Below are 20,113 nucleotides of genomic sequence, written 5' to 3'. Positions count from 1 at the left end.
ATTTCATGATATTCAAAAAAAGCTCGTATCGCAACCCTTGGACTTTCGTTCCGACCCTTTATTTTGCTGAAGGCGTCCCTTATTTCATTATTAACACGGTTTCGCTTCTGATTTATAAAGACCTAAAAATAAGCAATGCCGAAATTACTTTTTGGACAAGCCTTCTTTACCTGCCTTGGGTCATAAAAATGTTTTGGGGACCTTTTATTGATATTTACTCAACGAAAAGGAATTGGATACTCTATACAAATTTAGCTATGATGGGCTGCTTAAGTTTAATAGCGCTCTCTGTGCAAATGTCGAATTTCTTTTTCATCTCTCTATGCGCCTTTACAGTCGCTGCTTTTATTTCCGCCACCCATGACATTGCGGCTGACGGATTTTATATGCTGGCATTAAGTCCAGAACAACAAGCTTTCTATGTGGGTATTCGCAATATTTTTTACCGAGTAGCCCGGATGTTCACGGAGGGAGTTTTAATAGTATTTGCGGGTAGACTGGCAACATCCCTCGGCAATATTCCTTTAAGCTGGAGTCTTGCCCTAGGTTTAACCGCTTTAATCTTTGGGGGGCTTTTCCTTTATCACCGATTGATTTTACCTTTCCCTGAAAGTGATTCCCAACTTTCTCCAAAGGAAATTAAAGAAACTGTTCCTTTTGTAGAAGTCATTAGTTCTTACTTTCGACAGAATAAAATTGCGGCTACACTAGCATTTATCTTGCTCTATCGATTCGGAGAAGCACTACTTGGAAAAATGGCTACTTTATTTTTTAAAGATAGCCTAGCAGTAGGAGGCTTAGGACTATCAACCGAAGATGTGGGTTGGATTAACCTAACCGTAGGGGTAATATCTTTACTGATGGGAGGTATATTGGGCGGGCTTATTATTGCCAAATATGGATTAAAGAAAACTATTTGGCCGATGGCGTTAGCCTTGAATTTACCGAATATCTTTTACGTTTATATGGCTTATACTCAACCGGAAAAACTATTAGTCTATCCCCTTGTTTCCCTGGATCAATTTTGTTCGGGATTAGGCTATACTGCTTTCGCGGTTTATTTAATGTATATTTGCAAGGGAGAGTACAAAACTTCTCATTTTGCAATCTCTACAGGGATTATGGCACTTGGCATGATGATTCCGGGATTAATTAGCGGTTACATTCAGGAAAAACTTGGCTATCCAGGATTTTTTATACTCGTATGTTTACTAGCAATTCCGGGAATGCTCACTCTATTTTTTATTCCTTTAGATGAAATAGAAAATTCTAAAGCTAGTTAAGGGAAAGGGGAAAAGTGATGCGTAATTAAACTTCAAAAAAACGGGGTTAAAAACTCGGTTTTTTTGAAGTTTTGATATTTAATTTTATTGACCTACTTATTAAGAAAAAATACCGTTTTTGTAGTGCGGACGAGACGGACGGCGACCCAGGCGATCGCCAGGAGGGGTTTGAAAAAGGGTTTAATTGCTGAAAGCAGTTTTCTATACATAAAGCAGCTAGGAAGTCCGATTCTCTTCAAAAGGGTTCCGACTCAGAAGGTATCTGTTCTATCAGTACCGTTCTGTAATTTGGGAGTCGGCAGGCAGATTTAACGTTCTGCCTCCCTTCTAATGCATCGTTTTCCTCTGCCAACCGAACTCGAAATTCCAACGGATTTGGGGGAGGATAGCCGAACCTAGGGGTTTTTACATCAATCTGAGAGCTTGCACCAATTGCAACAACCGGCGGGCAACCGGCGGGGGTTGAAACCGAGATCTTGCACCATTCTCAACAACCGGCGGGGGTTTAAACGATTGGCGGCCTAATAGCTAAAGTCGTCTAAAGACGACTGCAAGTCTTATGTCGTGGTGTTTTCAGTCGGTTTCAACCGACTTGAGCTGTTAGGCGGGGGATTTATCCCCCGCCGGTTGTTGCAACTCGTTTTAACCCCTATAGGTGTTGCAATTGCTCCTTCCTTATGGACCCTTAACCGCCGCCCACAATGGTGACAATTTCCAGCCGATCGCCTTGCTGCATCTGAGTTCCCTCCCAAAATTGCCGATGGAGGATTTCCCCGTTGTACTCCACCGCCACCAATCGCGGATTTAACCCCAACTGTTCTAGAAACTGCGGGAGATTCAGTCCCGGGGGACAAGACTGGGTTTCACCATTTACTTGTAACGCTATTTCAGGCATTAGACTGGACATTCCGTTGTTCAACAGCTTTCAGGGTTTGAATCCGATTCATTTGAGACAGAAAATATTGGGTAACTAATGTCGGCTGTTCCACATCCATGATGCCACGCACCACTGCCACCCGTTCCGCACCACAATCGAGGACATCGGTGAGGTTGTGCATATCGATACCACCGATCGCAAACCAAGGAATCGAAGAATGCTCCGAAGCATAGCGAACATAGGCCAAACCCGCTGGAGTTTTGCCCGGTTTTGTCGGCGTTTCATACACCGGACCCACCCCAATATAGTCCGCCCCTTCTGCGATCGCCCGTTGCATTTCTTCCGGGTTCGTGGTAGAACGACCGATTAAACGTTGAGGGCCAAGCAACTGGCGTGCAAAGGCGATCGGCATATCCTGTTGTCCCAAATGCACCCCATCCGCATCTACAGCTAAGGCTAAATCCACCCGGTCATTCATAATAAAAAGGGCCCCGTAGTGGTGACAAATCTGGCGGAGTTGTTCCGCATTCCTGAGACGCTCCCCATCATCTGTATTTTTGTCACGGTACTGCACCAAGGTTAAGCCCCCTTCTAGGGCCGCTTCTACCACGGCGAACAACTTATCATTTTGGGACGTAACCAGATATAGAGGAGATTGATCCAGGAGTTGACGACGCCGGTAAGCCATTAAACTACTTTCCAGGGTATAAACGCGGTAACGCATCTGCTTAAACACAGCGCCCATATCTGGATGGTACAGCTTGCCATATTCCTCCAGGACCCGCAGGGCTTCTTCCACCCGACAGCAGTTCGCCTGCAACAGGGAATCAATGCCAGAGCGTTCTTCTTCTTGGGGGTGGCTCAGGTCTGTACCGGGGTCCCCTGGGGTATTGCGGGCCGCCCGCAGTTCCGGTGCGTGCCAACTGGCAAGTTCCTGGCGCATGGATTTACACTCATGAGCCAGAGGTGAACTTTGCAAGCCAAAGCGACACCATTCTTCAATAATCCGCAAGCCTTCTCGTGCCCGGTCTAAATTGGCATCTAAAATCCGACAGAGCGCCGGTTGCAACTGGAGGGTCCCTAAATCCGACACCCTTGCTAACCCGCTGTTTTTGTCAGCCATTGAAACCCCCTGTGATTGCTATATCCGAACAGTCTGTTTTAACGTTTCCCATGAGGCGTGAACATTGAGGAACTCTATGATGCAAACTTATAATATCTTGGGCGCTTTTTTAATTTTTTTTAAGCGGTGAAATTTATTGTGGCACAAAAAATTAGACATCCGTTACATTCATTGGATAATCAGGAGGGAAGAGATTGACATTCGGGCATTTTATCGGCATCTACATCAGATGAACTGTAACTGAAGAAGGTGATTCGTTTAGTAGGAGGAGAGTCGTGAGTTTTAGAAGCCCCCATCAATCGCATTCAGATAAGTATCGCATCCTGGCCCCGTTAGGAGTTGCCACGACTGCATTGTTTTGGTTCTATGGGTCAACGGCGATCGCCCAAAACGTTCCTGAATTCCAAACCGCCCAAAATTCCGGCACCGAAGTAGCCTCACAAACCCAGCTATTTGTCAATCCCACTCAGGGGAATGACTCCAGTGGTAACGGGAGCGAATCCGCCCCCTTTAAAACGATTACTCAAGCGTTGCGACAAGCCAAACCCAACACTACAATCCGGCTGAGTCCCGGGACTTATAGCGCTGAAACTGGGGAGAGCTTTCCCCTAATCCTTAAACCCCAAGTAGCTCTGGAAGGGGATACCAGCAATCGAGGACGCGGAATCATCATCCGAGGCGGGGGTCTGTATCTGAGTCGGACTTCTGCAAGACAAAATGTGGGTCTCGTCGCCGCTGATGGAGCCCGGGTCTCTGGGATTACCCTGACCAATGACAATACCAGCGGTTATGCCTTGTGGGTTGAATCAGCCTCAATGGAGGTCACAGATAACACCTTCACCCGCAGCGGACATGATGGGATTTCCGTCGTGGGCAATAGTGCACCGACAATCCGGGGGAATCATTTTGTGGAAAATGGGGCCAACGGCATCACCATTTATGGAACCTCTCGACCCCAGCTTGTGGAGAATGTGTTTGAGCGCACTGGATTTGGAATCTCGATCGGCCAAAAAGCGGAACCGATCTTGACTGGGAATCAGGTGAGGCAGAATCGAGATGGGGTGGTGATTCATGGAACCGCCCGTCCCGTGTTGCGGAACAATCAGATTGAAAGCAATCAGGACAATGGGGTGGTTGCCGTTGGCAATTCTCGTCCGGATATGGGGACCTCGGGGGATCCCGGGGGGAATGTGGTCCGCAATAACGGCCAGATGGATATTAATTGCAGTGCGACGAAAGAGATTGTTCCGGCGTTTGGGAATCAAGTCGCCAGCGATCGCACCAGTGGACGCTTGGACCTGAATGGGACCCTCGCCCCGGTAGCCAGCGCCCCGGTTGTCAGTCAACCCCCGCGCCCTTTACCTTTACCCCGGCCCGCAGCGACTCCAGCCCCCACACCCCCGGCAACCCCAGCCTCTTTTCCGAGTCCAACCGCCACCACACCTCAGCCTCCCCCGCCCTTATCGGCGACGGTAAGTCTCCCCGTTCCCACACCCGGTCAAGGTATTTCAATTCCGGTGCCGCCCCCCCAAACCGGGACTGCACCGGCACCGCGACCCCCTGCACCGGCACCGGCGATCGGTAATCGACCGGGAGATACCCTACCCAACCTCCTACCCGTCCCTGATGCCACCCCCCCGATCGGAAATGGCGGCGCTGGAGTCCCGGTTGTGGGTGTTCCCAGTGGCGGTGCGGGTAATGGGCCTCCGTCACCTCCGAGCCGTGCTGCCGCTTTGGGACTGCGCTATCGAGTGATTGTCAATGCCACCAGTAGCAGCGAACAAGCACGGGTCCGTCGCATCGTTTCCGATGCCTTCCGCACCCAAATTAATGGTCGGATGGTAATGCAGGTTGGAGCTTTTGCCACCCAAGACAAAGTAGATGAAATGATGCAACTGCTTCAGCGCAACGGATTAACTGGGGTGGTTTTAGATATCGAATAATCTCTTAATTAATCTGTAAAAATTCACTTTCAGGAGTCACGATTAACAGCAATTCCGCTTAACGAATTGTGAACAATTAGACTCCTGATTTTTTGTGCAAAGTTGGCCAAGGGTAAGTTTTTTACACTTAGGGTGATTTGCCTGATAGATTATACTCCATACGGGACTGATAAGTCTAGAAAAACAGCCGGCATCAAGGGGTATGTGTAGGGGCCTGCGCATTGCGCCCCTACTAATCCGTTTTTATAGACCTTTAAATACCGTAGGGAGTATTAAATGCACTTTCCGGTCCCCTCCCCTGTGTCTTGGGGAGGGGACCGGAAGTGGAGTTAAGAGGAAGGTCAATCGCCATGAGTGTAAGAAACCTATTCTTGTAATTCCCCACCAACCCCCCTTGGAAACACCAATCGGCTTTTGAGAATGCAGGCTTAGTTACAATTGCGCCAACCTTTCTGATGAAAGTATATTTTCAACTCCCAAACTGGATTTTTTCCACAATCCATTCAAAGGTTTCCAGAACCTGTTGCAGAGCGCTTTCATCTTGTAAGGTAGACAAGGGAAAGGTCGGTAATCGGGTTTCACTGGAATCAGCAGGAAGGGACAAGCCAATCGAACTGAAACGAGAACGCAATTCTTGCCAATTTTCTGGGGAATCAAATGGGGGTTGAGTCGCATAACTGCTACTAGAAATCACAAAATCACCGGAAATATCCACTGTAAACAGCGCAATAGATTTCCGACCTTTGAGCTTTAATTTGGCAAGAAATCCACCATAGAGTTCTCCCGTTCCCCAGACCACTTCCACAGACGGTTCGTGACGTCGCACCCATTGTTGAATTTCGCGCGCCATTTGCGCTTCTTCATACCCTTGACGGGTTTCAAATTCATGAAAGAAAGACGCTTCATCCCAGCGACGTCTCTCCCGAGTTGCACTGGCTTTTTTCTGTTGCGCTTCAGCGGTTTGACCAATGATTCGGGGAACCAAGGTTTTGAGTCCATCCTGGCTGACATATTGTTTAATTTCCAGGGCTAAAACTTCCGTTGGGTCTAATTGTTCATTGAGAAATTCAACCACTCGTCTGAGTTCAGGAGAAATTTCATCAGAGACAAAGACTAATCTAAGTTTTCCCGCTTGGAGGTTGGTTTTGACTTTATCCCAGAAGCGGTCTTCATGAGCATCGGTGCCGAGAAATTCTTCAAAGACTTGTTCAGGGTCGCGACCGACATCGCGACAATTGGATTCAAATTGGGTAATGATTGACTCAATGGGCCAATAGATTAAAACATTGGCGGCATAGTCGAGCATTTGACCCACAATTTCCCGGCGAATTCGGTCATCTTGGGTATGTTTGACGGCAACTAAGGTGGGAATGGCATTTTGGTCGATAAATAAATGTTCAAAGGACCATTGACCATTGACTTCATCCTCTGCGGGTAGTGGAATTTCCCGGGAAATTAATAACCATTGGCGAGGGGTCGCCCGGTCAATTTGGTCTCCGGCGATCAGGTTAGGATATTTTTCGAGTAATTCTTGCAGTCGATCTTCGTTGTCGTAGGCTTGTTCTATCATTTCTACAAGCCGGTCTTCATCTTGTATGAGGTAAATGCCTCCACCCATCTCTGTTCTCCGTATTGTGATTTAGTGTTGCGATCTGGATGTAGGCGCGGATCTAGATCCGGCCTGAAAATACCCGTTCGGCAGGACCTGTCATGTAAAGTCGGCCATCGGATTCAGACCATTCAATGATGAGAGGGCCACCGGGGAGTTCGATGGTCGCTTGCCGATCGCATCGACCCGTGAGGACCCCCGCAACCAAGGTGGCACAGGCCCCAGTCCCACAGGCAAGGGTCGCACCGGCACCCCGTTCCCAAACGCGCATTTTCAGATGCGATCGCCCCATGACTTGAATAAATTCTGTATTGGTCCGCTTCGGAAAAACCGGGTGATTCTCGAATTGAGGACCAATCCCCGCTAAGTCCACCGCATCCACATCCTCTACAAAGGTAATGCAGTGGGGATTTCCCATGCTGACGCAGGTCACATCCCAGGTCTTTCCGGCCACGGATAAGGGGACATTGACCGCTTTTTCCTCGGCAGGACAAAGGGTTGTGGGAATTTCTGACCCCAGCAACCGAGGCAGGCCCATATCTACGGTAACTTGACCATCGGATTTCAGGGTTAGGGTCATCACCCCTGCTAGAGTCTGAATCCGATATTCTCCGGTTCCTGTTGCTGAACTCCGGGTTGGGACTCCCAGATCCATGAGAAACCTAGCTAAACAGCGGATGCCATTCCCACACATTTCCGGTTCCGAGGCATCGGAGTTATAGATTCGCATGGTGTAGTCGGTGTCCGGTTCCGTCGGCGGCAGGGCAAAAATCACCCCATCGGCACCGATGCCAAAGTGGCGATCGCATAACTGTTCGGCCTGGGAGGGCGTTATCATCGGTTCTGGGTTCTGACGGTTGTCAATCAGAATGAAATCATTTCCCAAACCTTGATATTTGGTAAACTCTAAAGTCATGGCTTGTACTCGCGATTATTCGGGTTCTTGTCCTAGTTTTATTTGATAATACCCGATGTTAAAGTTCCCACTTTTGGGACCGGAATCTTTATCCCTCGGTAAAAGCGCCATCGCAGTCCCCATCCCTCACATCCTGAAGGCTATTCCGGGTGTGAATCCTGACTGGGCCTGAGTTGATTCTCGGACAGGTTAACATGACTCATAGAGCCGGTTGATCGCTTAACATCGAGGCAAAATAACTGGCCTGCCTGAATTTTGTCCGATGTGCTTCGATTTTGATGCCCAATTTTCTCTCATTGAGACCCAATCATGTCTGACTTCGATACTAACTTACCTAGCATTCGCCAAGTTCAAAATTTCATTAAAGACAAACACGAGATAGAACTCAAACTGGTTACCGGAGATTTATTAGCCGGTAAAATTTTCTGGCAGGATAAAGACTGCATTTCTATCCTGGATCACTACGACAAGCAAACCATCGTCTGGCGTCATTCCATTGTTTATCTGAAACCCAAATCTTGACCCTAGTCCGGTCTGGCCTGATTTAGCCCATACCGGACCGCCCCCCTTACCCCCGATCGCTGGGTAACCCCTCCTTGAGCGGTTCACTTTGGTGAGCTTTGCTCAGGGTAACCGTGATCGGAAGAGATTGACCCGGATGAGGGGCCAACCACATTTGAATCCGTTTCAGGGAGAGGAGACTGCCGCACAGCAGGAGGCGATCGCCTGCTTGCACCTGAGTCCCTCCATGAGGAAACCGAATAAACTGCCCTTCCCGGCGAATCGCTTGCACCTGCACTTCATACTCTGCCCGTAAGTCTAATTGAGCCAAGGTTTTATCCGTGATGGGACTCCCTTCTGTGACCATCAGCCATTGACAAGAGCGATTTTCTTGGGGAATCGCCACCTCTCCTCGGGCTAACTGCTCAAAAGTGGTCAGTTCTTCCCCTTGTCCCACCACCAGGAGTTTATCCCCTGTCACCAAGGTTGTATCCGCCGTGGGATAGTCGATTTCTTCCCCATTGGCGCGACGAATTGCCATTAAACTCACCCCACTGAGTCGGCGCATATCCGTTTGTTCTAAGGTCATCCCTACCAGAGGAGACAGTTCCGGGAGGGGATACCATTTGCTGTTCATATCCAATGCGGCCACCTGTAACTCCCGGGAGACTTCCGAGGGCGATCGCGCGGGACGCAATTCTAAATAGTGATGACTGCGAATTTGTTCAATTTCTCGCCGAATCCCCGGCAAGGGTAATCCCACCCCGAGTAACAAATGAGTCGCCAGTTCTAAACTTACCTCAAATTCTGATTGCACCACTTCCGAGGCCCCCAATTGATAGAGGAGTTCAATCTCCTTTTCTTGGTTCGCCTGGACTACCACATCCAATTCTGGGGATAATTCCAGCGATCGCTTCAGACACAACCGGGTACTCATCGGGTCCGGCAGGGCCACCGCCACCGCCTTCGCCTGATCCACTCCCGCTGCTTCTAAAACGTGCAACGATGCCGCATTGCCATAAATATAGGGAATTCCTGCCGCCCGCAGTTGCCCGATCGCCCGTTCGGAACTATCAATCACCACCAAGGGATAGTTATGCGCTTGCAGCAGTTGGACGACTTTTTTACCCACCCGTCCATATCCACAAACCACCACGCGATCGGGCAAAGGAATTTCCTCGGAAACGGCCTGGGGGCCACTGGTCTCCTCAAAAAATCGCGCCAACCCCTCCTGATTTTCCGCCCAATCCAGCAATTTCGGCACCAATCGCAGTACAAAGGGCGTTACCACCAGAGTTACCGCCGTTGTGCCTAAAATCAACAGATACACAGGACGGGAAACCAACCCCGTCGCCAGTCCCTGGGCCGTCAACACAAAGGAAAATTCCCCAATTTGCGCCAGTCCCAAACCCACAATTAACGCCGTTCTCAGGGGATAGCCAAAGCTAGTCACAATCGGGGTGATGATTAAAAATTTCCCCACAAACACTAAACAGACTAACCCGAGAATCAGTTCCAGATTCTGCCAGAGAAACACCGGGTCAATCAGCATTCCCACGGACACAAAAAACAGGGCTGCCAAAATATCTCGCAGGGGTTCGACATAGGTGAGGGTTTGGTCCGCATATTCCACCTCAGAAATCATCAACCCGGCGACGAAGGCCCCCATTTCAATGGAAAACCCGAGATAGTAGGTGACTAAGGCAATTCCCAAACATAAGGCAATCACCCCGAGTAAAAATAGTTCTTGACTCTCAGTTTTAGCCAGAAACCTCAGCAACTGGGGAACGAGGAATAATCCAACTGCGATCGCTGCTACAGCAAACAGGGCAATTCGCACCACCGCAGAAATCACCGCCATCCCGATCGCCTCGGGGGGTTCGTTCAGGGCCGGTAACACCGCTAACATGAACCCCAAGGCCAAATCTTGCACCACCAATATCCCCAGCATCACCTGACCATGTAAGGTGGGGAGTTCGTTGCGTTCCATCAAACATTTTAGGACCACCGCAGTGGAGGAGAGGGAGAGAATGGCCCCTAAGAAGACGCCCTGGGACCAAGAGGTACACCAACCCATCACCAGAGAAACAAAGGTTGTTACGGCGATGGTGAGTACAATTTGCAGAGTGCCACCGCCGAGACTAATCCCTTTGACTTTTTTAAGTTCTGCAAAGGAAAACTCAACTCCCAGGGCGAATAAGAGTAAGGCGACGCCAAATTGAGCGAGGGTTTCCACTTGAATCAGTTCTTTGATCCATCCCAAACCGGCAGGACCCACGATAATTCCTCCCAGTAAATAGCCCAGAATAGCCGGTTGACCGAGGAGGGACGCAAATAAACCACCACTAGCAGCCGCCGCCAGCATCGTTACTAAGTCAAGGATGAGTCTAAAGTCTTCTTGCACGGGTGTCTGTCAAAAATGAGAGAAATGTTACGGGTTATAACAATTCAGCATAACGACTTTTGGGGAAGGATGAAGGATGAAGGATGAAGGATGAGGGATGAGGGATGAAGGATGAGGGATGAGGGATGAGGGATGAAGGATGAAGGATGAGGGGAGGAACGACTTCAGTCGTTACAACAAACTTCTCCCCATCTCCCCCATCCTCCCCATCTCCCCCATCCTCCCCATCTCCCCCATCTCACCCATCTCCCCCATCCTCCCCATCTCCCCCATCCTCCCCATCTCCCCCATCCCCCATCCCCCAAAAACAGCATGATAAAATGTGGAACTTACCGCGATCGCCCGTAAGTCTCTCTAGCACGATTAAAACAGACGAACAGAAGAATTATGACTCACCTGCATAGCTCTAATCCGATCGCCCCGGGGATGCTGGGTTGGCTTTTCACAGGGGCCAATCCTTGGCTGAAACAACAGGTCAAAACCAAAACTGCTCCGGTGATCGGATTGACGGTTTCGGTACTCTTGGCCCTTGCTAACTCGGTGCAAGCGTTACAAGTCCAGGTGAAACCTGAGAATCCGCAACTGGGGGATACCCTCTCCGTGGTGATTTCAACTGACGCCTCAGATTCAGCCACACCAACGGTCATGTCTCCAAATGGTCCCGTTCCTGCTTTTCCCATTGGGGGCAATCGCTATCGGGCGATGATCCCCACGACACCTTTAAGTCAAGCGGGACGATGGGAGATTCAGGTGGAAGGGGATGCTCAAACTCGCAATATTGCCGTATGGGTCAGCGATCGCGAGTTTCCGACTCAATCGATTTGGCTACCCCCGGGTAAGGATGACCTGGAAGGGACCGATATGGAATTTGATCGCGTCGATGAATTTAAAAAACTCGTCACCCCTGAGAAATTCTGGAATGGTCCGTTTCTGCGCCCCAATGACGGACCGATTACCACGATTTACGGGGTCCGTCGGTATTACAATGGAGTCTTTGCCGAGGATTATTACCATCGCGGTGTAGACTATGCCGGAGCGTCGGGTTCTCCTGTTATGGCTCCTGCTGCCGGTCGAATCGCCTTGGTGGGACGGGAATCAGAAGGATTTGAAATTCATGGCAACGTCGTGGGGATCGATCATGGTCAGGGCCTAACCTCCCTTTATTTGCATCTAAGTCGGATTGATGTCAAGGAAGGCGATATGGTACGGCCCGGTCAAGTCATCGGTGCAGTCGGGACCACCGGCGCTTCGACCGGACCTCACCTACACTGGGGATTATACGTTCATGGACAATCCATCGATCCGGTTCCCTGGCGATATGAGGGAGTAGAATAATTCTCATTAGGCATGGAGTACAGTAAAGCCGCCCTTATCCTAGGGATATCCTGGAGTTTTCTGGATTTAGAACTAGATTAGGGCGGATTGTAGGGCAAGATCTGTGCAGGGTTGTCCTTGCGATCGCAGAGTTTTCCATGAGGCGATCGCCCCTTGAAACTCTTGGATCAAACTGAAAAAAGTGCCGTGGAGCAGAACGAGGCAGTATGAGTATAGAAAAAATCGTAGAACAGGCACTACAAGATGGGTATCTAACGCCAGCAATGGAAGCTGAGGTCGGTAGAATTTGTAACACCGCCTCAGAACTGTCTATTGAAGAGTACATGGCTCTCGATCGCCTGATGGGGTCGCTCTTAACTGGAGAAGTGGTGGTTTTACCACGGAAACAGTTTATTAATGTCATGGAAGAGTTGGTGCTCTCTGAGGCGATCGCCCGGGTTGCCGAAATTGAGGCAACCAGCGATCGGACCCTGGATGTCGGCGATATTGCCGCCTATGCACTCAACCGACTTCCTCCCCTTTATGCCACCACGGAGGAAGGCGCGAACTATCAGCGGGTTCGAGCCAAGGAGGAACTGCAAGAGCTCATCTCCAAACAAGTCGAGGAGGCGATCGCCCGGTATCTGGACCGCCCAGAATTCCCCGGTAGAGTTGCCCTGGGTAAAAGTTCAGGCAAAGAAATGCTCACTCAAGTTAGCAGCATCCTTCAGTCCTACGCGACTATCTTTGAATCCCAACCCAATACCCCTAGTTAAAGGAATCGAATCCCACCGCCCTCGGTGCTCTCTATTCCGATTCCCGTTGGCTTTTTTAACGGTTTGGGTTGCCAAGATTTACCCCAAGAGGGGAACTGTTTTAGTCCTGAAATTAAGGCGCTCCGTTCAGGGGCGTCTTTCTTTTTAACCCCTCTCCCAATCCACTCACGGATAAGTCTAACTCATTTGCAAAAGTGCGAGATTCCTCCACTGGCATCATTGCCCGCAATTCCAGATAGAAGTTATCGCGCCGCTCCAGATAGGGGCTCCCCAAAGTCGGGCCGAGTCTTCGAGGATGAGTTCCTGGCGATCGCGGATCAAAATCCCCATAAAACTCCCTATGCGCTCCCCACCCCACCTTTCATCCGGCATCATTTTACAATAAATATAAATAAGCTTGTTTTGCCACCTCTGATTTTCCGTGATCGCCCACTTTCTCCAGAAGCCGCGATCGCCTCTTGTAAATCATAAAAGAATATTCTTTCAGGCATCTTTAATTATACGGGACAACTATGAACTCAATCAAGGGTCAGCTATATCGACCGATCGCCCAATGGACTGGACAACTAATCTTACCCTCCCTGGCACAACGCCATAGTGACGGAGGCGTTTATCTCACCCTAGAAAATACCCCACAACCTTACCGTCATCTCAAAGGTCAAACTGTCTGGCTCAAATGGCATTCAAACTCTATTCATCAAACCTGGATTAATCGCGCCGTTACAGATATTCACTTTGACGAAACCACTCGTCAAAGTATGGAGAATTTTAACATCCACCCCACTCGATTAGAGGGATGGTCTAATGTGAGTCCCTTAGAATCCCTAGCGGGTGCTAGACCCGATGATGATATCCAGGTCGAACTGGATGTTCAGACTGTGGAACAAGTGGGAAATACCTGGGTTGTGAGTATCGGCGATGAACCCATCCAAATTGTCGGGGTTCAAAAAGCCTTGGTGCAGTTTGTGGCATCCGTAGGAGACAACCGCTACCGCGTCAGACACTATAATCCCCAAACCCGTAATTTTGACGGGGGAGAAGAAACGATCGCCCTGCCGGATGCCGGATTTCAACATCCAGGACATCAGGTGGAACAAAGTTCGATTATAGACATCGAAACCTCTCCCCTCAATGCCGATGGATGGTATATTTATGGCGCTCACAATCCAGAGGGATTGTTTATAGTCGGGGCGATCAAACCCGCCGCAGCCCTCTCCCTTGCGCCGACGCGGATGTTAAGTGGACGGGAGGAAGCTCGTCAGCACTTTGTAGAATCTAAGTGGGAACAGATTCCCTTGCATCGCATGGAACGCACCCTGGTAGATAACAATGGGGGTATCCTCTATGGCAACCAGCGATCATCGGGCCTGATGCAAAAACGCACCCGAGAATTGTGGTATAAAGGGGATGTGGGCTTAGTAGTGCATACCTTCGGTTGGCGTGGGGGAGAACGGGGCGATCGGGCTATCCTGGGCCTGGTTCCGGGGCATTTTGCCTTTGGGTTTGCCCAAGTGATAGCCGATGAATTTACTGGGGATTTACGCTTTGATTTAGTATATCGCCAAGTATATGGACATAACCGCGAAGGTGTGATCGCCGGTGCTCATCGTTGGCACTCGTATATGGGGAGTTTCAAGCGGGGGTGGATGTACAGCTTGCCGGTGTCTGATGTAGTGATTCGCATTCCCGAACTCACCGTCCCCTACCAATTAGGCGATCGCCAGTTTGACCCGCTGCAAACTATCCTCCAGGAACTCGCCTTCATGGAAACCCGCTATCGCACCGGACCGGGAAACGGGGCCTCGGTGGTGACTCCCGCTACCTCCTGTGTCAAAGATTCCAGTCAATCCCTGTTTGCCGCCATCCAACGCCTCAAAACCGAAGTAATCAGCGATCGCACGGTTAAACAGTGGGTGGAAAATCACCCAACCCATTTCGAGGTTCAACGGTTTAAACGCCTGGAATTATTACTCGAACAAGTGGAAAAATCTATGTTAATTCCTCTGGGTTATGTCCCGCAAAATTGGCGAGGAGAAAATCAGGAAGTTGCCGCCCATCGCAGTGGAGTATCCTTTAATGCTTCTACGATTTTGGAAGCATTGAAAGCCTGGAAAACCATGTTACCCCGCCGTGCAGAAATGGAACTGATGCGGGTATTAATGCAATATGGCGGGACGATGTTTGATTACCAATCAGCAATGATTGGTGGAAAAATTTCGGGATTAGTTCCGAATCCGCCTACGGTAATTTTGTAATTCATCCTAACGACGGCTAGGGCTTTGATAGGCGACTCACTTCTATCTTGGTTCCCAGCCTCTCCGGTGGAAAAGTCTATTTAAAATCCAGAATTTTCGGGTTGATATTTTCAGGTTTACCCGGTTGAAAGGGTCGGTTGACTAGCCCGGTCCTCGGAGGAGAAACTGAGGTTTTGGGCTTTGCTGTACCGGCGCTCTTCATGCTTTTAAAGTCAGGGAGATTGCGTTGATGGATGACCTTGACTCCTTGGGGCGAATCGGATGACCGCGTTAAAGGAGTCAAGGTCGTTTATATTCCGGCAATTTACTGTTACAATGGAATCCCGGATTATTGCCCAATCTGGCTCACGCTTCAACCCAATGTAGGATAGGAAAAAAACTCTTAGTTCCAATCAGAGCAGAGTAGGCATAGAATCAGTTAAAATGGACATGGGCCCGATCACAGAAGTTGCATTTAGAGACATCCTGGGTTAAAATCCCTGATTGTTGAGGATGCGATCGCGGATTGTTGTGATCCCCACTGCCAGATTTGAGGAAAATTGCGGCAAGAATATTCTAAAATTAAGGATGACCTGTAGCAAATACTTTATGCTCCTAGTTATCAGTTCGAGGGTATCTCTAAATCAGTAGGGAAGGGAACTTAATCTCTCTTGAGTCCCAAGGCAAAGGAGCAGGTCTATAGGGTTAAGGGTAATGACCACTTTGTGCCGAGGGTCCGCCTGTGGCAACGGATCTGATGATACCCAGCAGCAACTTAGGTGTAGCGGCTCACACAGATGAAACGAATTTTAGTGGTTGATGATGATAAAACCCTGCGAATGATGCTGAAACGTCATTTGGAAAAGCAGGGATTTGTAGTTGAGGAAGCAGATTCAGGAGTGGAAGCGTTAAACCTGTTCAAGCGGGATCCGCCGGATTTGGTGGTATCAGACGTGATGATGCCTTTGATGGACGGATTTGAATTTTGTCGGCGTCTTCGCACCAATCCTGCGGGGAAGTTAGTTCCGTTTATCTTCCTATCGAGTAAGGGAGAACTGGACGATCGCATCGAAGGTCACGCGATCGGGGCGGATGATTATTTGATTAAACCGTTTGAACCGTTAGAGTTGGTGGCGAAAATCGAGGCGCAATTAGAGCGATCGCGACGGATTCACGCCGAGATGATCCGGTTGATGCAGCAGTTTACCCCGCAAACTTCGCCCCCTACTAGCACTCAGAAAGAGTCAGTGCAACCGATTCACGATCCCGCACAGGGGTGGCACCGCCATCGGGGTGAGTCCGAGGACCTGAACCCGATGCAACCGGAACCGCTTCCCCTGACCCCTGCGGAAGCGCGAGTCTTTTGGGAAGTGATTCAAGGCCATCCGAATAAACAAATTGCGGCGCGTTTGGTGATTAGTCCCCGAACTGTACAGACTCATTTGAGTCGAATTTTGAGTAAATTAGGGTTAGAAAATCGGTCCCAACTGGTACGATTTGCCTTTGAACATGGATATCGACCGGGGAGTGAACCTGAACCGAATTAGGTTTTATGGGAACCCGAGGGTATCAAATTTTTGCCGTTTGCTGTTTGAGAACAACCCATGATTCCTGGTCTTTACACGATTTCTACCCTGGTGGAGGCGATCGCCGCTCACCCTGAACAGTGGCGGCCCTTGGTCTTTACCAATGGCTGTTTCGATCTGCTTCATGTGGGTCATGTTCGTTACCTCCAAACCGCCAAATCCTTGGGGCGGACTCTGGTAGTCGGTCTAAATAGCGATCGCTCGGTCCAAACCATCAAACCCCCCCAACCGGGGATGCCCCCCCGACCGATTATCCCGGAAATCCAACGGGCGGAAGTGCTTTGCGCCTTAAAACCCGTAGATGGGGTAATTATTTTTAACGAACCCACCGCCATTCCTCTCCTGGAGGCCCTCCAACCTGATATTTACGTTAAAGGTGGAGACTGGACTGTAGAGAGTCTACCGGAAGCCCCAACGGTACAAGGCTATGGGGGCCACATTGAACTTTGTAAAATTGAAGTTCCGACCTCCACTACTGGTATAATTCTTTCTATTCTCAAGCCCTAACCTGAACAGCACCCTGGGGAAGTTCCTTGTCCTTAAAGGGGGCAGGAATCTCCTGCACTGTTCGAGTTAACCGGATCAGTTTCTCTTGACTTCTATGTTTTTTTATTCGGATTAAAGAATTAATGGCCCAGGAAGTTACTGGTTAAAACCATTGAAGCCTCCTACTTTTAGATCCAGTAAAATACCTGTTTGTTAATTCGATATCCAACAATTATGTATGAGTGAACCAACAACGTCATCCCTATCGGAAACTTCCACCAATCTAGCTGACCTTGAATCCCAATTAAAAACCGCCTCTGAGAAAAATCAGATTCAACTGATAGAACAAATTGCCGCAACTGGGGAAGCGGGCTTAATTATATTAAAGCAATTTTTGCAAGAGCGTCAGAAGGGTCCGGTCAATTTCATCAATGGAAAAATCTATCAATTATTGCTGAAAAGTGATTCTCCAGAAATGGCGGATTTTTTAGGAACTGCCTATCCGAATGGGGTGGTTTCCCTGCAATCATTGCGCGGCATTGATTATTCCGAAGTGCAAGAACTGCTGGCAAAACAGGATTATCAAGCAGCAGACCGCGTGAGTATGCAAAAACTCTGCGAACTGGCCGGACCTCAAGCAATGGAAAGAAAATGGCTGTATTTCACGGAGATTGATAAATTTCCCATTGAGGACCTTCAAACTCTAGATCGGCTTTGGCAGGTTTATTCCGAGGGAAAATTTGGCCTATCCGTGCAGCGGGAAATTTGGCTGGGAGTTGGGAAAAATTGGGAGAAACTCTGGCCGAAAATTGGCTGGAAGAGTGGCAATACCTGGACGAGATATCCAGGGGAATTCACCTGGAATTTAACGGCTCCCCGAGGTCATTTACCCCTATCTAATCAATTGCGTGGGGTTCGGGTCATCGAAAAGTTGCTCACTCATCCAGCCTGGAGTTAGTCGGTTGAGAGGGAAACATATTAGGAGGAGCAAGGCGCTACATCGGTCAGAATCATCCTGACTGATAGCCCCGAAGATCGCCGGGTTGGACGGCAGAATTCTCTAGCAGTCCGGGGAATTTTTCAGTGGAGAAACCGGGAAAACGATGGGAGCGATTGGATAACCATAGAGTTAGGTTGCTCCTTGAGCGGGTTGTGGATCAATAATACAGAAATACAGACGGAGCATTTTAGGGGTCCCTCCAGGCGATCGCCTACCATAAACTAAAGCCGTGGCGAGGAAAAACCGGGGCGATAGTAGGGGCAGCTTGAATCACAGGAAAACTTTCATTGTTGGGTTCCATTGGGTGTTGAGTTTTATGAGAAATCTGTTTCCACCGATCTTCAGTTTGGGAGCGAATTTATCCCTGTATCAATGGAGTAGCGCCAGTTACTTGCACCAGGCGATCGGCATTCTCGCCCCTCTGCGTTCAGGCAGTTTTTTAATTCAGTGGGCTGACCCGATCGCCGCCTTGTTAGTGGGATTACTCTTTCTCCTGGGGCCTTTTGTGTCCACTGCCCTGATCGGCGTCTTATTGGTCGCTTGCGGGGCCTACTGGGTCTTGGTCACCTTAGCTGATGATGACAACAGTGGGTTTACCCCCATTCACTTGCTGATTCTGCTGTATTGGGGCATCAACACGGTCGCTACCGCCATGTCTCCGGTGAAAAAGGCCGCCTTTGTCGGCTGGACCAAACTCACCCTGTTTTTACTCCTGTTTGCCCTGATGACGCGGGTCTTGCGATCGCCCAAGTTGCGCTCCTTTGTGATTGCCCTATACCTGCACGCTGCCACCTTTGTCAGTATCTACGGCATCCGACAATGGCGATTTGGGGCCGATGCCCTAGCAACTTGGACCGATCCCAACTCTCCAATGGCGAAAGTAACCCGGGTTTATAGTTACCTGGGCAATCCGAACCTCCTGGCTGCCTATCTCTTGCCTGCGGTATTCCTGGGGATTGCGGCAATTTTTGCTTGGCGCGGGTGGGTCCCTAAAGCCCTCGCCGTGACCATGACCCTAGTCAACACCTTATGTCTGGTCCTCACCTATAGTCGAGGCGGATGGATTGGCTTAGTGGTGGGCGGATTTACTCTGATTCTGCTGTTGGTCTATTGGTGGAGTGTGAAACTACCGGAAGCTTCAAGAAAATGGGCGATGCCCGTTGTCGTAGGGACAACAGTCGGGGTAATCCTCCTGGCCCTGCTATTTGTGGAACCCGTGCGCGATCGGGCCGCCAGTATGTTAGTGGGACGGCAAGATAGTAGCAATAACTTCCGCATGAATGTCTGGGATGCGGTGTTTGAAATGATTCGCGATCGCCCGGTGATTGGGATTGGACCGGGCAACAATGCCTTTAACCAAATCTATCCCCTCTATATGCGACCCAGATATACTGCATTGAGCGCCTATTCCGTGCCGTTAGAAATCGCGGTAGAAACGGGATTTATTGGATTGGCTACCTTTTTAGGACTGATTCTCCTCCTTTTGCGCCAAGGGGTCGTCCAGATCCAGGGGTTGCGAGACAAAGGCAGCCGTCAAGGGTATTGGCTAATGGCGGCGATCGCAATTATCCTAGGGATGATGGCCCACGGAGCCTTTGATACAGTCTGGTATAGACCCCAAGTCAATATGCTCTGGTGGCTGGCGGTGGCCTTGGTTGCCAGCTATTACACCGTTCCCTATCCCAAGTCAAGCTCGATTGAAGACCATTGATAAAATAGATCAAGGGGAGGTCCAGGAAATTATCATGAGCGATCGAACTCAATTCCGACCTCGGGCACTCTATCGTTGTCAAGGTGGCAAAAAATCTCGCCGATTCAATCCGGAGCGCCAATAGTTTGGGCAAATTTTGGGGAAAACTAAGACACAGAGTCGGCGATCGCATCGTCAAAACAGGAGGTTGATCCCAGGGTTGTAGAGCCATAAGGTTCGCGATTCTGGACTTGTTCCCTCCTCCATGCCATTGCCAATCCCGACAAATAATGATGAGGTATGAGGTATGAGACATCCGTTGTCGGATTCAATCAGTCGGGTGACAATAACTTTCAAAGAATTGGGTTAAT

Annotated in this window: 15 protein-coding genes; 10 read left to right on the top strand and 5 right to left on the bottom strand. The window is 49.5% G+C overall.

Annotation, left to right across the window (positions count from 1 at the left end):
* Positions 1-5: 5 nt before the first annotated feature.
* A complete protein-coding gene (locus NG795_RS03085) occupies positions 6-1,283 on the top strand; it encodes an MFS transporter (protein ID WP_367287205.1) in 1,278 nt (425 codons plus the stop codon).
* 685 nt (positions 1,284-1,968) lie between these two features.
* On the opposite strand, the gene thiS is transcribed toward NG795_RS03085, so the two are convergent.
* Together thiS and NG795_RS03075 are read right to left on the bottom strand one after the other, a co-directional pair.
* Positions 1,969-2,178: a sulfur carrier protein ThiS gene (gene thiS / locus NG795_RS03080; protein ID WP_015147635.1), complete on the bottom strand. Its 210-nt coding sequence runs from the start codon at positions 2,176-2,178 to the stop codon at positions 1,969-1,971.
* Positions 2,171-3,283, bottom strand: a complete 1,113-nt coding sequence (locus NG795_RS03075; protein WP_367287204.1) for a thiamine phosphate synthase — start codon at positions 3,281-3,283, stop codon at positions 2,171-2,173. Before NG795_RS03075 ends, thiS begins: the two co-directional genes overlap by 8 nt.
* A gap of 275 nt (positions 3,284-3,558) precedes the next feature.
* Between NG795_RS03075 and NG795_RS03070 the strand changes: the two genes are divergently transcribed.
* The gene (locus tag NG795_RS03070) at positions 3,559-5,226 is read left to right on the top strand and encodes a DUF1565 domain-containing protein (protein ID WP_367287203.1); all 1,668 of its coding nucleotides are present in this window, start codon (positions 3,559-3,561) and stop codon (positions 5,224-5,226) included.
* A gap of 469 nt (positions 5,227-5,695) precedes the next feature.
* Here NG795_RS03070 and NG795_RS03065 read toward each other — a convergent pair whose 3' ends face one another.
* Together NG795_RS03065 and dapF are read right to left on the bottom strand one after the other, a co-directional pair.
* Positions 5,696-6,844, bottom strand: a complete 1,149-nt coding sequence (locus NG795_RS03065) for a hypothetical protein (protein WP_367287202.1) — start codon at positions 6,842-6,844, stop codon at positions 5,696-5,698.
* A gap of 52 nt (positions 6,845-6,896) precedes the next feature.
* The gene (dapF, locus tag NG795_RS03060; RefSeq protein WP_367287201.1) at positions 6,897-7,751 is read right to left on the bottom strand and encodes a diaminopimelate epimerase; all 855 of its coding nucleotides are present in this window, start codon (positions 7,749-7,751) and stop codon (positions 6,897-6,899) included.
* A 309-nt stretch (positions 7,752-8,060) separates the two neighbouring features.
* Here dapF and NG795_RS03055 point away from each other — a divergent pair, with 309 nt between their 5' ends.
* Entirely contained in the window at positions 8,061-8,273 is a 213-nt protein-coding gene (locus tag NG795_RS03055; protein WP_015147641.1) for an Hfq-related RNA-binding protein, read from the top strand.
* A gap of 46 nt (positions 8,274-8,319) precedes the next feature.
* On the opposite strand, the gene NG795_RS03050 is transcribed toward NG795_RS03055, so the two are convergent.
* The gene (locus NG795_RS03050) at positions 8,320-10,656 is read right to left on the bottom strand and encodes a cation:proton antiporter domain-containing protein (RefSeq protein ID WP_367287200.1); all 2,337 of its coding nucleotides are present in this window, start codon (positions 10,654-10,656) and stop codon (positions 8,320-8,322) included.
* 426 nt (positions 10,657-11,082) lie between these two features.
* Here NG795_RS03050 and NG795_RS03045 point away from each other — a divergent pair, with 426 nt between their 5' ends.
* From NG795_RS03045 to NG795_RS03015, 7 genes are all read left to right on the top strand, one after another.
* Complete coding sequence (locus NG795_RS03045) at positions 11,083-11,991, top strand: M23 family metallopeptidase (RefSeq protein WP_436836030.1); 909 nt, start codon at positions 11,083-11,085, stop codon at positions 11,989-11,991.
* Between the two features lie 206 nt (positions 11,992-12,197).
* Entirely contained in the window at positions 12,198-12,746 is a 549-nt protein-coding gene (locus NG795_RS03040; RefSeq protein WP_367287198.1) for a late competence development ComFB family protein, read from the top strand.
* A gap of 512 nt (positions 12,747-13,258) precedes the next feature.
* Positions 13,259-15,001 (top strand): hypothetical protein, encoded by a 1,743-nt coding sequence (locus NG795_RS03035; RefSeq protein ID WP_367287197.1) that lies wholly within the window; start codon positions 13,259-13,261, stop codon positions 14,999-15,001.
* Between the two features lie 776 nt (positions 15,002-15,777).
* A complete protein-coding gene (locus NG795_RS03030; protein ID WP_367287196.1) occupies positions 15,778-16,527 on the top strand; it encodes a response regulator transcription factor in 750 nt (249 codons plus the stop codon).
* Between the two features lie 57 nt (positions 16,528-16,584).
* The gene (locus tag NG795_RS03025; protein WP_367287195.1) at positions 16,585-17,073 is read left to right on the top strand and encodes an adenylyltransferase/cytidyltransferase family protein; all 489 of its coding nucleotides are present in this window, start codon (positions 16,585-16,587) and stop codon (positions 17,071-17,073) included.
* A gap of 217 nt (positions 17,074-17,290) precedes the next feature.
* Positions 17,291-18,010, top strand: a complete 720-nt coding sequence (locus NG795_RS03020; RefSeq protein WP_367287194.1) for a GUN4 N-terminal ARM-like repeat domain-containing protein — start codon at positions 17,291-17,293, stop codon at positions 18,008-18,010.
* Between the two features lie 358 nt (positions 18,011-18,368).
* The gene (locus tag NG795_RS03015) at positions 18,369-19,763 is read left to right on the top strand and encodes an IctB family putative bicarbonate transporter (protein WP_367287193.1); all 1,395 of its coding nucleotides are present in this window, start codon (positions 18,369-18,371) and stop codon (positions 19,761-19,763) included.
* Positions 19,764-20,113 lie beyond the last annotated feature (350 nt).

Source organism: Laspinema palackyanum D2c (genome assembly GCF_025370875.1).
GTDB classification, from domain to species: Bacteria; Cyanobacteriota; Cyanobacteriia; order Cyanobacteriales; family Laspinemataceae; genus Laspinema; species Laspinema palackyanum.
This window is presented reverse-complemented; position numbering and strand designations above follow the sequence as displayed.

Excerpts from the sequence above, each read along its gene's own strand:
- NG795_RS03085 (WP_367287205.1), top strand. The coding sequence starts at position 6 with ATGATATTCAAAAAAAGCTCGTATCGCAACCCTTGGACTTTCGTTCCG.
- thiS (WP_015147635.1), bottom strand. The coding sequence starts at position 2,178 with ATGCCTGAAATAGCGTTACAAGTAAATGGTGAAACCCAGTCTTGTCCC.
- NG795_RS03075 (WP_367287204.1), bottom strand. The coding sequence starts at position 3,283 with ATGGCTGACAAAAACAGCGGGTTAGCAAGGGTGTCGGATTTAGGGACC.
- NG795_RS03065 (WP_367287202.1), bottom strand. The coding sequence starts at position 6,844 with ATGGGTGGAGGCATTTACCTCATACAAGATGAAGACCGGCTTGTAGAA.
- dapF (WP_367287201.1), bottom strand. The coding sequence starts at position 7,751 with ATGACTTTAGAGTTTACCAAATATCAAGGTTTGGGAAATGATTTCATT.
- NG795_RS03055 (WP_015147641.1), top strand. The coding sequence starts at position 8,061 with ATGTCTGACTTCGATACTAACTTACCTAGCATTCGCCAAGTTCAAAAT.
- NG795_RS03045 (WP_436836030.1), top strand. The coding sequence starts at position 11,083 with ATGCTGGGTTGGCTTTTCACAGGGGCCAATCCTTGGCTGAAACAACAG.
- NG795_RS03040 (WP_367287198.1), top strand. The coding sequence starts at position 12,198 with ATGAGTATAGAAAAAATCGTAGAACAGGCACTACAAGATGGGTATCTA.
- NG795_RS03035 (WP_367287197.1), top strand. The coding sequence starts at position 13,259 with ATGAACTCAATCAAGGGTCAGCTATATCGACCGATCGCCCAATGGACT.
- NG795_RS03030 (WP_367287196.1), top strand. The coding sequence starts at position 15,778 with ATGAAACGAATTTTAGTGGTTGATGATGATAAAACCCTGCGAATGATG.
- NG795_RS03025 (WP_367287195.1), top strand. The coding sequence starts at position 16,585 with ATGATTCCTGGTCTTTACACGATTTCTACCCTGGTGGAGGCGATCGCC.
- NG795_RS03020 (WP_367287194.1), top strand. The coding sequence starts at position 17,291 with ATGAGTGAACCAACAACGTCATCCCTATCGGAAACTTCCACCAATCTA.
- NG795_RS03015 (WP_367287193.1), top strand. The coding sequence starts at position 18,369 with ATGAGAAATCTGTTTCCACCGATCTTCAGTTTGGGAGCGAATTTATCC.